This is a genomic window from Microbacterium sp. EG9 (assembly GCF_059759475.1).
Window position 1 is genome coordinate 360,597 of record NZ_CM186217.1, and the last position, 14,164, is coordinate 374,760.

Consider the following 14,164-nt stretch of genomic DNA (forward strand, 5'->3'; position numbering starts at 1 on the left):
GGGCGGAAGGACCCGTCATGGGCTACATCGACATCGCCGCCGTCTCGTTCACGCTGCCGGACGGGCGCCCGCTGCTGGACGAGGTGACGTTCCGGGTCGCCGACGGCAGGACCACCGCGCTGATCGGCCAGAACGGCGCGGGCAAGACCACGCTGCTGCGCATCATCCGCGGCGAGCTCGCGCCGCGTTCGGGGGTCGTCACCATCGACGGAGGACTCGGCGTCATGGACCAGTTCGTCGGCCACGGCGAGGCGGGCCAGACGATCCACGACCTGCTCATCTCCGTCGCCCCGGCACGCGTCCGCTCCGCCGCGCGCGAGCTCGAGGATGCCGAGTCGGCCATCATCGACCGCGACGACCTCGACACGCAGATGCGCTACGCGGCCGCGCTCGCCGACTACGCCGAAGCGGGCGGCTACGAGTACGAGACCGTGTGGGACACGTGCACGACCGCGGCCCTGGGCGTGCCGTTCGCGCGCGCCCGGTCCCGCGCGCTGACGACGCTGTCGGGCGGCGAGCAGAAGCGGCTCGCCCTCGAGGCGCTGCTGCGCGGTCCCGACCAGGTGCTCCTGCTGGACGAGCCCGACAACTACCTCGACGTCCCCGGCAAGCGCTGGCTCGAGCAGCGGCTGCGCGAGACGGCGAAGACCGTCCTGCTCGTCTCGCACGACCGCGAGCTGCTCGCTCGCGCCGCCGACCGCATCGTGACCCTCGAAGCCGGCGGGGCGGGCAGCACGGCCTGGGTGCACGGCGGCGGGTTCGACGGGTATCACGCCGCCCGCGAAGACCGGATGGCGCGCCTCGACGAGTTGCGCCGGCGCTGGGACGAGCAGCACGCGAAGCTCATCCGCTTCGTCGCGGACATGAAGGCGAAGGCGGCGGCCAGCGACGAATTCGCCTCCCGATACCGGGCGGCGCAGACGCGGCTGCGCCGCTTCGAGGAGGCCGGGCCGCCCGAGGAGCGCCCGCCGGCGCAGACACTGGACGTGCGCCTCCGCGGCGCGCGGACGGGCAAACGCGCCGTCGTCGCCGAGGGGCTCGAGCTGACCGGCCTCATGACGGCGTTCGACCTCGAGGTCTGGTTCGGCGACCGCATCGCGGTGCTCGGCTCCAACGGGTCGGGCAAGTCCCACTTCCTGCGCCTCCTGGCGCGCGGGGGAACCGACCCCGACCGGCTGCAGGGCCATGTCACCGAGGTGGGAGCCGGGCTCGACCCGGTGGCGCACACGGGTCGTGCGGTGCTCGGCGCCCGCGTCACTCCCGGTTGGTTCGCGCAGACCCACCGGCATCCGGAGTTCTCCGGCCGGTCGCTGCTCGACATCCTGCACCGCGGCGACGACCGGCGACCCGGCCTGCCGCGCGACGCGGCCAGCTCGGCCCTCGACCGGTACGGACTGGTCCGTCAGGCCGAGCAGACGTTCGACAGCCTCTCGGGTGGGCAGCAGGCCCGGTTCCAGGTCCTGCTGCTGGAGCTGTCGGGCGCGACGCTGCTGCTGCTGGACGAGCCCACCGACAACCTCGATCTCGTCTCGGCGGAGGCGCTGGAAGACGCGCTGCAGCGGTTCGAGGGGACCGTGATGGCCGTGACCCACGATCGGTGGTTCGCGCGCTCGTTCGATCGCTTCCTCGTCTTCGGCGCCGACGGCCGCGTCGTGGAGACCGCCGAGCCGGTCTGGGACGAGGCGCGCGTCGCGCGGCCGCGCTAGCCTGAGCGCGTGAGCGAGACGACGCGGCCGCACCGCCGAGGCGCGGGCTCCGGTGGCACCTCCCGCGTCGAGGCGTACTCCGACGCCGTCTTCGCGATCGCCGCGACGCTGCTCGTGCTCGATCTGACGACCGCCTCGTTCGGCGAGATCGGTTCGGATGCCGACATGTGGGCGGCCCTCGCGGGACTGTGGCCGAACGTGTCCTCGTTCGCGGTGAGCTTCGCGCTGCTGAGCGGCATGTGGATGATCCACCTGCGGCAGTTCCGTGACATCGCCGACGTCGACACGACGCTGCTGTGGCTGAACAACGCCCGGCTGCTCTTCGTCGTCCTCATCCCGTTCACGACGGCGCTGACCTCGCAGTACTCGGACTTCCTCGCGGGGCGCGTCCTGCTGCCCGTCGACTTCTTCCTCGTGGCGCTGTTCGGTCACCTCTCCTGGAGGTGGGCCGCCGCCCGCGGCAGGCAGCTGTTGCGCCCGGAGGCCGTCGAGAACGTCCGCGCGGCGAGCGCCGGCGGCATCTCGGCGGTCACGTGCGCCGCTGTCGCCGTGGCGCTGTCGCCGTGGATCGGGTCGTACGCCTTCCTCGCCTTCCTGCTCAACGGCGTGCTCGCCGCGCTCATCCTCCGCCTCACGCGGCCGCATCCCGCAGGGGATGCCGCGGGTGCGGATACCGCGGGGGCGGACGGAGAGCGCGGGTAGGCTGGGGATGTGACCATGGAGATCGAGCTCGGCCGCGCCAAGCGCGCCCGCCGCGCCTATGCGTTCGACGACATCGCGGTCGTGCCTTCGCGGCGCACCCGCAACCCCGAGGACGTCTCGACCGCCTGGTCGATCGATGCCTTCGGTTTCGAGATCCCCGTCCTCGGCGCCCCGATGGACTCGGTCATGAGCCCGCGCACGGCCGTGATGCTCGGCCAGCTCGGCGGCCTCGGCGTGCTCGACCTCGAGGGCGTGTGGACGCGGTACGACGACCCGGAGCCCCTGCTCGAGGAGATCGGGTCGCTGCCGGCATCCGAGGCGACCCGTCGCATGCAGGAGCTGTACGCCGAGCCGATCAAGCCCGAGCTCGTCCGCGACCGCCTCGCCGAGATCCGCGATGCCGGCGTCACGGTCGCCGGCGCCCTGACCCCTCAGCGCACCCAGGAGCTGTACGAGACGGTCGTCGCGGCCGGCGTCGACCTCTTCGTCATCCGCGGCACGACCGTCTCCGCCGAGCACGTCTCCAGCGTCGACGCCCCCCTGAACCTCAAGAAGTTCATCTACGACCTCGACGTCCCCGTGATCGTCGGCGGCGCCTCCACGTACACGGCGGCGCTGCACCTCATGCGCACGGGAGCCGCGGGCGTGCTGGTGGGCTTCGGCGGCGGAGCGGCCTCGACCACCCGCGCCACCCTCGGCATCCACGCCCCGATGGCGACCGCCGTCGCCGACGTGGCCGGGGCCCGCCGCGACTACCTCGACGAGTCGGGCGGCCGCTACGTGCACGTCATCGCCGACGGCGGCGTCGGCACCTCGGGCGACATCGTGAAGGCCCTCGCGATGGGCGCGGATGCCGTCATGCTCGGCGTCGCCCTCGCGCGCGCGACCGACGCGCCCGGCCGCGGACACCACTGGGGTCCCGAGGCCCACCACCCGAAGCTCCCGCGCGGCAAGCGCGTCGAGGTCGGGCAGGTCGCGCCGCTCGAGGAGATCCTGTACGGGCCGGCCCCGGTCGCCGACGGCACCGCGAACCTCATCGGCGCGCTCAAGAAGTCGATGGCCACCACGGGCTACTCCGACCTCAAGGAGTTCCAGCGCGTCGAGGTCGTCGTCGCGCCCTACATGGCAGGTCGATGACCACGGAGCCGTTCCCGCCCACGCTGCGCGAGGTCATGCTGCGCCCCTGGTGGCTCGGCATGCTCGTGTTCGCGCTCGTCGTCGCGGCCGTCTTCGCCTGGCTCGGCCAGTGGCAGCTCGGCCGCGCGATCGACACGTCGCCGCCCGCTCCCGGGGCCACCGAGCAGGTGCGCCCGATCGCGGAGATCACCGAGCCCGGTGCGTATCTGCCCGAGCCGCTGGTCGGTCAGCGCGTCGAGGTCTCGGGCTCCTTCGTCGCCGATGACTTCCTCGTCGTCTCGTCCCGGTTCAACGACGGGCGACAGGGCTACTGGGTGACCGGGCAGTTCCGCACCGACGCCGCGACCCCGACCTCGCTCGCGGTCGCCGTCGGCTGGACGGATGACCGCGCGGTCGCGGATGCCGCGGCATCCGCCCTCAACGCCGACCCCGGCGGCGCGCTCACGCTCACCGGTCGGCTCATCGCCGACGAGGGCCCCATGGCGCCGCCGCGCGGCGGCGCGCCCACCGAGATGACCCGGATGTCGCCGGCGGCCCTGCTGAGCTGGTGGCATGACACGGACGAGCTCTCGGTGTACCGCCCGTACCTGGTCGCCGATGCCGGCGAGCCGCTCGTGGGCGGGCTCGTCGCGATCGATTCGCCGGCTCCCGCCGAGGGCTCCGCCATCAACTGGCTGAACATCTTCTACGCCGTCGAGTGGGCCATCTTCGCGGGCTTCGCGTTCTACATGTGGTACCGGCTGGCCCGCGACGCGTGGGAGAAAGAGGTCGAGGCGCTCGAGGAGGAGCAGGCCGCGCGAGCGCGGGAGACCGTGTGATGCGCGGGGCGCCGGTCGCCGCCGTCACCGCATCCGCGGCGGCCGAACCGGCGGGCGTCGCCGACTAGACTTGACGGCATGCCTCAGCCCAAACTCGCCAGTTTTCCGGCGATCCGCGGGGCGCTCAGGTTCTACCAGATCGCCTCGGTGATCACGGGTGTCATGCTCCTGTCGCTGTGCGCCGAGATGATCGTCAAGTACGCCTTCGGCTACGAGCTGTTCGCCGGCGGCGCCGGGGGAGCGCTCTGGCTGCACCCGGTCACGCTGGACGGCGGCGGCGACCTCACCGGCGGCGCGATCAACCTGTCCACCGGCATCCTCATCGCGCACGGCTGGTTCTACGTCGTGTACCTCTTCGCGTGCTTCCGCGTGTGGAGCCTGATGCGCTGGGGCTTCGTGCGGTTCATCGTGCTCGCGCTCGGCGGCATCGTCCCGCTCCTGTCGTTCTTCATGGAGGCGCGCGTCGCCCGCGAGGTGCGGGCCTACCTCGCGCAGCGCGAGGCCGACGAATCCTCCGCCCCGATCCCCGCCACGGAAGGCAGCCGGTGACCACCCAGACCGAGACCGCTCAGCGTCCCGTCCTCGTCGTCGACTTCGGAGCCCAGTACGCGCAGCTCATCGCGCGACGGGTGCGCGAGGCCGGTGTCTACAGCGAGCTGGTGCCGCACACCGTCACCGCCGCCGACGTCGAGGCGAAGAACCCGGTGGCCATCATCCTCTCCGGCGGTCCGTCCTCCGTGTACGAGCCCGGTGCCCCGACGCTCGACCCGGCCGTGCTGCAGCTCGGCGTGCCGACGCTCGGCATCTGCTACGGGTTCCAGGTGATGGCGCAGCAGCTGGGCGGCCAGGTCGCCAACACCGGCCTGCGCGAGTACGGCGCGACGGATGCCGTGGTCGCGAATGACGGCGGTGTGCTGCTCGGCGGTCAGCCCGTCGAGCAGAACGTCTGGATGAGCCACGGCGACCAGGTCGCGGCGGCCCCCGAGGGCTTCGAGGTGCTCGCCTCGACCGCGGCGACGCCGGTCGCCGCCTTCGGCAACGCCGAGAAGTGCTTCTACGGCGTCCAGTGGCATCCCGAGGTCAAGCACTCCGACTACGGCCAGGACGTCATCGTCAACTTCCTCCACAAGGCGGCGGGATTGGCCGCCGACTGGAACAGCGGCAACGTCATCGCCGAGCAGGTCGAGCGCATCCGCGCGCAGGTCGGCAGCGGACGCGTGCTGTCGGCGCTGTCCGGCGGCGTCGACTCCGCGGTGTCGACGGCGCTCGTGCACAAGGCCGTCGGCGACCAGCTCGTCGCCGTCTTCGTCGACCACGGCCTGCTGCGCAAGGGCGAGCGCGAGCAGGTCGAGAACGACTACGTGGCATCCACCGGCGTGCGCCTGATCACGGTCGACGCCCGCGAGACCTTCCTCACCGCCCTCGCCGGCGTGAGCGACCCGGAGCAGAAGCGCAAGATCATCGGCCGCGAGTTCATCCGCGCCTTCGAGAAGGTGCAGGCCGACCTCGTCGCCGAGGCGGCCGCCGAGGGCGAGCCGATCCGGTTCCTCGTGCAGGGGACGCTGTACCCCGATGTCGTCGAGTCCGGCGGCGGTGCGGGGACCGCGAACATCAAGAGCCACCACAACGTCGGCGGGCTCCCGGAGGATCTGCAGTTCGAGCTCGTCGAGCCGCTGCGCACCCTCTTCAAGGACGAGGTGCGCGCGATCGGTCGTGAGCTGGGGCTTCCCGAGGCGATCGTCGGCCGCCAGCCGTTTCCGGGGCCCGGCCTCGGCATCCGCATCGTGGGTGAGGTCACCGCTGACCGCCTCGAGATCCTGCGTGACGCCGACGCCATCGCCCGCGAGGAGCTGACGAAGGCGGGCCTGGACGGCGAGATCTGGCAGTGCCCGGTGGTGCTCCTGGCCGACGTCCGGTCGGTGGGCGTGCAGGGCGACGGCCGCACGTACGGCCACCCGATCGTGCTGCGTCCCGTCTCGAGCGAGGACGCGATGACCGCCGACTGGACGCGCCTGCCGTACGACGTGCTGTCGAAGATCAGCAACCGCATCACGAACGAGGTCCGCGAGGTCAACCGGGTCGTGCTCGACGTCACGTCGAAGCCCCCGGGGACCATCGAGTGGGAGTGATCTGACCGGATGCCGGGATCGCGGGGACTGCCCCGGGTCCCGGCATCCGTCGTTGCCCGGTCATCGTGCGGGCCGGGTCGGGTTTCGTCTTCCGTCTGGATGGCGTGATCAGGGATGCCGTGCCGCGTGCGGGCTGTGCCGGGAAAGCCGAAGGCCCGCCCGGGGAGCCGGACGGGCCTTCGTGCGCGCGGGGCGCGGGGCGACTAGTTGTTGCCGCGCGCGATCGCGATCAGGCGCAGGATCTCGATGTACAGCCACACGACCGTCACCATGATGCCGAAGCCGCCGACCCAGCCGTACTCGCGGGGCGCGCCGTTGCGCACACCCTGCTGGATCTGGTCGAAGTCGAGCACGAGCGAGTACGCGGCCATGATGACCACGAGCACACCGATGATCAGGCCGAGGGGGATGCCGGCGATCTTGATGTTGCTGTACAGACCGAAGGCGCCGCCCTCGCCCGCCGCGCCGAACATCATCAGCACGACGTTCAGCAGGCCGAAGACGAGGTAGCCGATCATCGCGATCATGAAGATCTTCGTGGCGCGGGCGCTCGCGCGGACCTTGCCGCTGGCGAAGAGGGCCAGGGTGACACCGACGACCGACAGGGTCGCCAGCGTGGCCTGCATGACGATGCCGGGCCAGATGAACTCGAAGTACGCCGAGATGCCGCCGACGAAGAGGCCCTCGAACGCCGCGTAGGCGAAGATCAGCGCGGGGCGGACCTTCTTGCGCGACGTGAACGAGATCACCATCGCCAGCACGAACCCGCCGAGCATGCCGATGATCCAGGGCACGATCGTCACCTGCGAGGTGGTGGTGAGCTGCTCCGGCGAGAACGCGCCGCCCAGGGTCCACACCCAGCCGACGACGGCCGTGACGAGGAGGATCGCGAACAGGCCGACGGTCTTCGCGACGGTGTCCTCGACGGTCATCCGGCCGGTCTGGTGCGACGCGGCGGCGGGCGCGGCGAAGGCGCCCTCGAGCTGGGCGTTCACCGCGGCGTCCGTCACCTGGTGCGACGTCGCGGCGTAGGCGGTCTGGGCGCCGGGCTGCGGCGCGGCCGGCGGCGTGAGGCCGGGACGCTGCTCTTGGAACGCCGGGTTGTTGAATGCGAAGTTGCCGGAGGCCATGGTCTCTTTCCACTCCCTAGGGGTGCACCGGACGGGTGCACAGCGAGGTGCTGTGACACCAGGCTATCGGACGGGTGTCGCGCGGCGTCAGGGCCCGGCTGTGTCGCTGCTGTGAAGGCGCTCGGAGAGGTCATAGCCGCTCTCGTTAGCCTGAGAGGCATGCCTGCCGCCCGGCCCCTGATCATCGGTCATCGTGGCGCCCCGGGGTATCGGCCCGAGCACACCCGTTCGTCGTACGCGCTCGCCCTCGCACTGGGCGTGGACGCGGTCGAGCCGGATGTCGTCGTCACCGCCGACGGGGTGCTGGTCGTGCGTCACGAGAACGAGATCGGCGGGACGACCGACGTCGCCGAGCACCCCGAGTTCGCCGCGCGGCGCACCACGAAGACCATCGACGGGGTGGAGCACACGGGGTGGTTCACGGAGGACTTCACGTGGGACGAGCTGGCGACGCTGCGCTGCCGCGAGCGGCTGCCCCAGCTGCGCCCGTCCAGTGCCGCGTTCGACGGGGCGGAGCCGCCGCTGCGCCTCCGCGACGTGCTGGACCTCGTGCGGGCGGCGTCCCGTGACCAGGGGCGAGAGATCGGCGTCGTGCTGGAGATCAAGCACGCGACGTACTTCGCCGGCCTCGGCGTCGACCTCGACGCCCTCGTCGCCGCGGAGCTCCGGCGTGCGGGGTGGGCCGACGGCGAACTGCCGCTGTACCTCGAGTCCTTCGAGCAGGACGTGCTGATGCGGCTGCGCGCCCGCGGCATCCGGGGCACGTACGTGTACCTGCTCGAGGCGAGCGGCACCGCCTACGACCTCCTCTCCGCCGCCGGGAGCACGCCACCGACGTACCGCGAGCAGGCGACGCCGGCGGGTCTGGACCGCCTCGCCGGCGAGGTCGACGCGATCAGCGTCGACAAACGCATGATCCTCGCCCCCGATCGGCTGGGCCGTGCCACGGGTCCGGCCCGCGTCGTCGCCGACGCGCACGAGCGCGGGCTCCGGGTGTTCACGTGGACCTGCCGTCCCGAGAACGCCTTCCTCCTGGCGGCGTACCGGCGGGGCCGGTCGAAGGCCGCGTTCGGCGACTACGCGGGGGAGTGGGGGGTGATCGCGCATGCCGGGGTGGACGGCGTCTTCGTGGATCACGCCGACCTCGGGGTCGCGTTCTTCCGCTGACGCAGCGGCCGGCGGCGCGGCGGTGTCCTTCCACAGCGACCGCATAGGGTGAGGGCATGAGCCCTTCCGGCATCGTCGTCACCGGGGTGCGCCGCTCGTTCGGCGCCGTCCACGCGGTGCGCGACGTCTCCTTCGACGCCCGCGCCGGCGCCGTGACGGGTCTCGTGGGCCCCAACGGCTCCGGCAAGACCACCCTGATGCTGATGCTGGCGTCGCTGCTGGCGCCGGATGCCGGCACCATCCGCATCGGCGGGATCGACCCGGTCGCCGACCCGGCGTCGGCCCGCGCGGTGCTCGGGTGGATGCCGGACGCGCTCGGCGCCTGGCCGTCGCTGACGGCCCGGGAGACGCTGACGATGACCGCGCGCCTGTACGGCATCGAACCCGACCCGGCGCGCGAGGGTGCCGCCCGCCTGCTCGCCGAGGTGGGGCTGTCCGCGCTCGCCGACGCCCCCGCACGGGTGCTGTCGCGGGGCCAGAAGCAGCGGCTGGGGCTCGCGCGGGCGCTCGTGCACGACCCGCAGGTGCTGCTCCTGGACGAACCGGCGTCGGGTCTGGACCCACAGGCGCGTATCGATCTGCGCGTGCTGCTGCGCCGGCTCGCGGCCGACGGGCGCACCATCCTCCTCTCCAGCCACATCCTCTCGGAGCTGGAGGAGGTGGTCGACGACGCCGTGTTCCTCGTCGAGGGATCCACGGTCGCCGGCGACCGCGTCGCCGCGGCGGCGACGCGTCAGCGCTCCTGGCGCATCCGGCTGGCCGACCGCGACGCGACGGCGGCGGTGCTCCCGGTGGCGCAGACCCTGGGACTCGACGCCGCGCTCGTGCCGATCGACCGCCGCGATCTGCTCGTCGCGTTCGCGAGCGACGCGGACGCGGCATCCGCCCTCGCCGCCCTCGTCGGAGCGGGCCTGCCGGTGGCGGAGTTCGCCGCCGCGACGGGGATGCTGGAACACACCTTCCTCGACCTCGAAGGAGACCGCTCATGAGCGCCGCGCGGCTGTGGACGATCGCCCGTCTCGAGCTGCTGCAACGCGTGCGCACCGTGTCGTGGTACGTGCTGCTCGGAGTCTTCGCCCTCGTCCTCATCGGTGTGACCGCCCTCGCGTTCCTCGCCTACGGCGGGTGGGGTCAGAGCGGGCCGGGGGTCTTCTCCGTCGTCGTCTACGTCACCCTGCTGCTCGTGCTCCTCGTCTCGCCCACCCTCAGCGGCAACAGCATCAACGGCGACCGGGATGCCGCGACCCTCGCGCCCGTGCAGGTCACGCTGGTCACGGCCGGCGAGATCCTGCTCGGCAAGTTCCTCGCGGGGTGGATCACGGGGCTCGCGTTCGCCGCGGTCGCGGCGCCGTTCCTCGTGATCTCGACGTTCGCGGGCGGGGTGAACGCACTGACGGTCGTCGTGTCGCTCGCCGTGCTCGTCCTGGAGACCGGCGTGATCGCCGCGATCGGTGTCGCGCTGTCGGGCGTGCTGGCCCGTCCGCTGTTCTCCGTGGCGACGACCTATCTCGTCGTCGCCGCGCTCGCCGTGGGCACACCGCTCGGGTTCGGGCTCATCGGCTCCGCCGTCGCCAGCGAGGGCACCTCGCTGACGCGGTCGTACGAGATCGGGCCCGACGGCCTGCCCCTGTGCCGCGACGGCGGCGACGACTGCGGGAACGATCCGGGTCGGATCGTGTGCGGTGAGTGGACGACCAGCACCTACCGGGTGCCGCGCTTCGACTACGTCTGGTGGATGCTGTCGGCCAACCCCTTCGTCATCCTCGGCGATGCGACGCCGACGACGTACAACGAGTACGGGTACCCGGACGACCTGTTCGGCTCGCTCAAGCTCTCCGTCCGCTCGGCTCAGGTGCCGCCGTCCCTCGAGCAGACCTGGGACGACTGCGACCCCCGCATGTACGTCGACGACGGCGACCGGCGCTCGCCCCAGCAGGTCATCGACGGCACGGTGCCGAGCTGGTTCGTCGGACTGGCGGTGCAGATCGCGCTCGCCGCACTGCTGCTGTGGTGGGCCTGGGCCCGCACGCGCACCCCCGCGCGGAAGCTGCCTCCGGGCACGCGCATCGCCTGACGGCGGCAGGAGCGCCAGTGGATGAGGATCCTCTCATCCTCCTTTCGCCGCATGCAGGGGGTGCATAGCCTCCATACAGCCGCGTCACACCCCGATGTGGCACCTCCCCCTGCACGAAAGGCGGTCCCCCCTTTGCGACGACGCATTCTGGCTGCAGCCGGCGCGCTAGCGCTGCTCCTGCCCTCCGCAGCCGCGTACGCGGCCACTCCCGACGGCAGCGATCCCTCGTCACGGTTCCTGCCCGCGGCATCCGCCGGGAAGGTCTCGACCTCGTTCACGTCGGCCGCGATCGGGGCCGACGGCCTCGTGACGGTGGTCGTGGAGATGACCGGCGACCCCGTGGCGGTCGTCGAGGCCGAGCAGGGCCGGGAGCTGAGCGACGGTGAGCGCGGCGACGTCAAGAGTCGGCTCAAGGACGCCCAGGAGCCCGTCAGCGCGGCGATCGAGGACAAGGGCGGGTCGGTCCAGGCCGAGATGCAGTCGGCGTACAACGGCCTGCAGGCGAAGGTGCCCGCGGCCGAGCTCGACGCCATCGCGTCGATGCCGAACGTCGTCGCCGTGCACCCCGTGCGCACCTACTCGGTCGACAACGCGGTGTCGGTGCCGTTCCTCGGCGTCCCGCAGGTATGGGAGAGCACGGGCTACACGGGCCAGAACGTCAAGGTCGCCATCATCGACACGGGCATCGACTACACGCACGCCACCTTCGGCGGGCCCGGCACCGTCGAGGCGTTCCAGGCGGCCGCCGCGACGTCGGCGCAGCCGGCCGACCCCGCGCTCTACGGCCCCGACGCGCCGCGCGTCAAGGGCGGCATCGACCTCGTCGGCGACGACTACAACGCCGACCCGACCAGCGCGTCGTACCAGCCCGTGCCGCACCCCGACGACAACCCGCTCGACTGCAACGGCCACGGCTCGCACGTCGCCGGCACCACGGGCGGCTCCGGCGTCCTCGCCGACGGCACGACCTATCGGGGCCCCTACGACACGACGACCCCGTCGAACACCTTCCGCGTCGGCCCCGGCGTCGCGCCGCAGGTCGACCTCTACGCGGTGCGCGTCTTCGGCTGCGAGGGATCGACCGACGTCGTCGTGCCCGCCCTGGACTGGGCGGTCGACAACGGCATGGACGTCGTGAACATGTCGCTCGGCTCGTCCTTCGGCCGGGGCGACGACCCCGACGCCGTCGCCGCGGCCAACGCGGTGGGCGCCGGTGTGGTCGTCGTGGCCTCGTCCGGCAACGCCGGACACAACCCCTACCTCACCGGCTCTCCCGGCACGGGCGACGGCGTCATCTCGGTGTCCGCCGTGGACAGCGCCGAGGGCTTCCCGGGCGCAACGGTCACGGTCGACGGCGCCCCCGTCGAGGCGATCAACGCCAACGGGGCCTCGCTGGACGGCCTCGGCGATCTCTCGGTCGTGCGTCTGACGGGCGACAACGTGCTGGGCTGCTCCGCCGCCGCCTTCACGGCCGCCGGCATCGTGCCGGGCGGCAAGCAGCTCGCGGTCGTCGACCGCGGCTCCTGCGCCCGCGTCGCGAAGGCGATCTACGGCCAGCAGGCCGGTGCCGCGGCCGTCGTCATGGTCAACACGACCGACGATCTGCCGCCGTACGAAGGTGCCGTCACCGCGAACCCCGACACCGGCGAGGCGTTCGATCTGACGATCCCGTTCCTCGGCGTGCGGTCCTCGAACGGCCCGGTCTTCGTCTCCGGCGCCACGGCGAGCCTCGTGGCCACCCAGATCGCGAACCCCGGCTTCCGCGGCTACGCGTCGTTCAGCTCGTCCGGTCCGCGGTCCGGCGACAGCGCCATCAGCCCCGACGTCGCCGCCCCCGGTGTGTCGATCTCGTCGGCCGCGGTCGGCTCGGGCAACGGCGCCGCCATCCTGTCGGGCACCTCGATGGCCGCCCCGCACGTGGCCGGCGTCGCCGCGCTCTCGGCCGAGGCGCACCCGTCCTGGACGGCTCCGCAGATCGCGGCATCCGTCGTGTCGACGGCAGACCCCGACAAGGTCGCCGGCCAGAGCCTGAGTCTCGGCGGCGTGGGCCTGGTCGACGCGGCGCAGGCGGTCGCCACCACGGTGACCGCGACGGGAGACGCCTTCCGCACGGAGAGCGGCTGGGCCCGCGAGTCGGCGCTGAGCTTCGGCTTCCAGGAGTCGCCGCTCGGCTTCGGCGGGGTCAAGACGGTCACCGTGCGCAACGACGGCCCGACCGCCGTGCGCTACGACGTCTCGACGGCGCCCTCGGCGCAGTCGAAGAAGGCGCGGATCATCCTCTCGAACCGGTCGATCACGGTGCCGGCGGGGGGAACGGCGAAGCTGCTGCTCATCGTCGCCGCGGCCGCGAAGGACGTGCCGAGCTCCGTGGGGGCGTCCGATCAGTTCGCGTTCTCGGAGATCTCCGGCGACATCGTGCTGAGTGCGGCCGACTCGACTCTGCGCGTTCCGTATCTGCTCGTCCCCCGTGCGGACAGCACGGTGAAGGCGACCGCGAACGGTCCGTGGTTCGGGGGCAAGCAGAAGGTCGCCGACGGCACCAAGAAGCTGACGCTGCGCAACCTCGCCGGGGCTCTTCCGGCCGGTGCCGACGTCTACACCTGGGGGCTGTCGGACCCGAAGGATGCCGCGGCGTCGCTGCCCGACACGGGGTATGACATCCGTGCCGTCGGTGTGCAGTCGTTCGCCGAGGGAGACGATCATCTGATGGTCTTCGCGATGAACATGCATCACCGGTGGTCCAACGCCGCCGCCAACGAGTACGACATCGTGATCGACACCGATCGCGACGGCCAGGCCGACTGGATCGTCCTGTCGGCGGACTCGGGCGCCGTGCGCAACGGAGACACGAACGGCCTCTCGGAGGTGTTCATCGTCAACGCGAAGACGAAGGAGCTGGCGGCGGCCGGGTTCCTCACCCAGGCGCCCACCGACAGCAGCACGCTGCTGCTGCCGGTCCGCGCCAGCGACCTCGGCATCACCGGTGCCTTCTCGTACACGGCCGAGACCTTCGCGTCCAACAACGCGTCGGATGCCGTGGACGGGTGGGCGACCTACGACCCGACCGCTCCGGCGATCAGCAACGGGCAGTACGTCACCGTCCCGCAGCGCGGCTCGGCGAGCGTCGACGTGAGCTTCAACGCGAAGCAGATCGAGGCGCAGAAGCCGCTCGGCTCGATGGTGGTCGTGATGGACAACCAGTCCGGCGCCGATGAGGCGCTGCTGCTGCCGCTCAAGAAGTAGGCCCACCACGACGGAGGGGACGGACGCCGCGGCATCCGTCCCCTCCGTCGTGCGCCCG

11 protein-coding genes are annotated in these 14,164 nt (G+C 72.0%); 10 read left to right on the forward strand and 1 reads right to left on the reverse strand.

Annotated elements, in window-relative coordinates:
• Positions 1-17: 17 nt before the first annotated feature.
• The 6 genes from AC6CQV_RS01595 (at position 18) to guaA (ending at position 6,492) form a co-directional block, all read left to right on the forward strand.
• Entirely contained in the window at positions 18-1,706 is a 1,689-nt protein-coding gene (locus AC6CQV_RS01595; protein WP_498260076.1) for an ABC-F family ATP-binding cassette domain-containing protein, read from the forward strand.
• Between the two features lie 9 nt (positions 1,707-1,715).
• On the forward strand, positions 1,716-2,408 hold the full coding sequence (locus AC6CQV_RS01600) for a TMEM175 family protein (protein ID WP_498260077.1): 693 nt from the start codon (positions 1,716-1,718) through the stop codon (positions 2,406-2,408).
• Between the two features lie 15 nt (positions 2,409-2,423).
• Complete coding sequence (locus AC6CQV_RS01605) at positions 2,424-3,545, forward strand: GuaB3 family IMP dehydrogenase-related protein (protein ID WP_060960333.1); 1,122 nt, start codon at positions 2,424-2,426, stop codon at positions 3,543-3,545.
• Positions 3,542-4,363, forward strand: coding sequence for an SURF1 family protein (locus AC6CQV_RS01610; RefSeq protein WP_498260078.1), 822 nt, complete (start codon positions 3,542-3,544; stop codon positions 4,361-4,363). The genes AC6CQV_RS01605 and AC6CQV_RS01610 overlap by 4 nt, the downstream gene beginning before the upstream one ends.
• Positions 4,364-4,441: 78 nt before the next feature.
• Positions 4,442-4,912, forward strand: coding sequence for a DUF3817 domain-containing protein (locus AC6CQV_RS01615; protein WP_060960335.1), 471 nt, complete (start codon positions 4,442-4,444; stop codon positions 4,910-4,912).
• The gene (guaA, locus tag AC6CQV_RS01620; RefSeq protein WP_060960336.1) at positions 4,909-6,492 is read left to right on the forward strand and encodes a glutamine-hydrolyzing GMP synthase; all 1,584 of its coding nucleotides are present in this window, start codon (positions 4,909-4,911) and stop codon (positions 6,490-6,492) included. The genes AC6CQV_RS01615 and guaA overlap by 4 nt, the downstream gene beginning before the upstream one ends.
• 203 nt (positions 6,493-6,695) lie before the next feature.
• Here the strand turns inward: guaA and AC6CQV_RS01625 are convergent, their stop codons facing one another.
• Entirely contained in the window at positions 6,696-7,622 is a 927-nt protein-coding gene (locus AC6CQV_RS01625) for a Bax inhibitor-1/YccA family protein (protein ID WP_492491298.1), read from the reverse strand.
• Positions 7,623-7,781: 159 nt separating this feature from the next.
• Here AC6CQV_RS01625 and AC6CQV_RS01630 point away from each other — a divergent pair, with 159 nt between their 5' ends.
• From AC6CQV_RS01630 to AC6CQV_RS01645, 4 genes are all read left to right on the forward strand, one after another.
• Positions 7,782-8,789 (forward strand): glycerophosphodiester phosphodiesterase family protein, encoded by a 1,008-nt coding sequence (locus tag AC6CQV_RS01630; RefSeq protein ID WP_498260079.1) that lies wholly within the window; start codon positions 7,782-7,784, stop codon positions 8,787-8,789.
• Positions 8,790-8,845: 56 nt separating this feature from the next.
• The gene (locus AC6CQV_RS01635) at positions 8,846-9,778 is read left to right on the forward strand and encodes an ABC transporter ATP-binding protein (RefSeq protein ID WP_101306829.1); all 933 of its coding nucleotides are present in this window, start codon (positions 8,846-8,848) and stop codon (positions 9,776-9,778) included.
• Positions 9,775-10,863 (forward strand): ABC transporter permease, encoded by a 1,089-nt coding sequence (locus tag AC6CQV_RS01640; RefSeq protein ID WP_101306828.1) that lies wholly within the window; start codon positions 9,775-9,777, stop codon positions 10,861-10,863. Before AC6CQV_RS01635 ends, AC6CQV_RS01640 begins: the two co-directional genes overlap by 4 nt.
• A 132-nt stretch (positions 10,864-10,995) precedes the next feature.
• On the forward strand, positions 10,996-14,106 hold the full coding sequence (locus AC6CQV_RS01645) for a S8 family peptidase (RefSeq protein ID WP_498260080.1): 3,111 nt from the start codon (positions 10,996-10,998) through the stop codon (positions 14,104-14,106).
• Positions 14,107-14,164 lie beyond the last annotated feature (58 nt).

Bases quoted from the DNA above. Each gene is read 5' to 3' on its own strand.
- AC6CQV_RS01595 (WP_498260076.1), top strand. From the start codon at position 18: ATGGGCTACATCGACATCGCCGCCGTCTCGTTCACGCTGCCGGACGGG.
- AC6CQV_RS01605 (WP_060960333.1), top strand. From the start codon at position 2,424: ATGGAGATCGAGCTCGGCCGCGCCAAGCGCGCCCGCCGCGCCTATGCG.
- AC6CQV_RS01610 (WP_498260078.1), top strand. From the start codon at position 3,542: ATGACCACGGAGCCGTTCCCGCCCACGCTGCGCGAGGTCATGCTGCGC.
- AC6CQV_RS01615 (WP_060960335.1), top strand. From the start codon at position 4,442: ATGCCTCAGCCCAAACTCGCCAGTTTTCCGGCGATCCGCGGGGCGCTC.
- AC6CQV_RS01625 (WP_492491298.1), bottom strand. From the start codon at position 7,622: ATGGCCTCCGGCAACTTCGCATTCAACAACCCGGCGTTCCAAGAGCAG.
- AC6CQV_RS01630 (WP_498260079.1), top strand. From the start codon at position 7,782: ATGCCTGCCGCCCGGCCCCTGATCATCGGTCATCGTGGCGCCCCGGGG.
- AC6CQV_RS01635 (WP_101306829.1), top strand. From the start codon at position 8,846: ATGAGCCCTTCCGGCATCGTCGTCACCGGGGTGCGCCGCTCGTTCGGC.
- AC6CQV_RS01640 (WP_101306828.1), top strand. From the start codon at position 9,775: ATGAGCGCCGCGCGGCTGTGGACGATCGCCCGTCTCGAGCTGCTGCAA.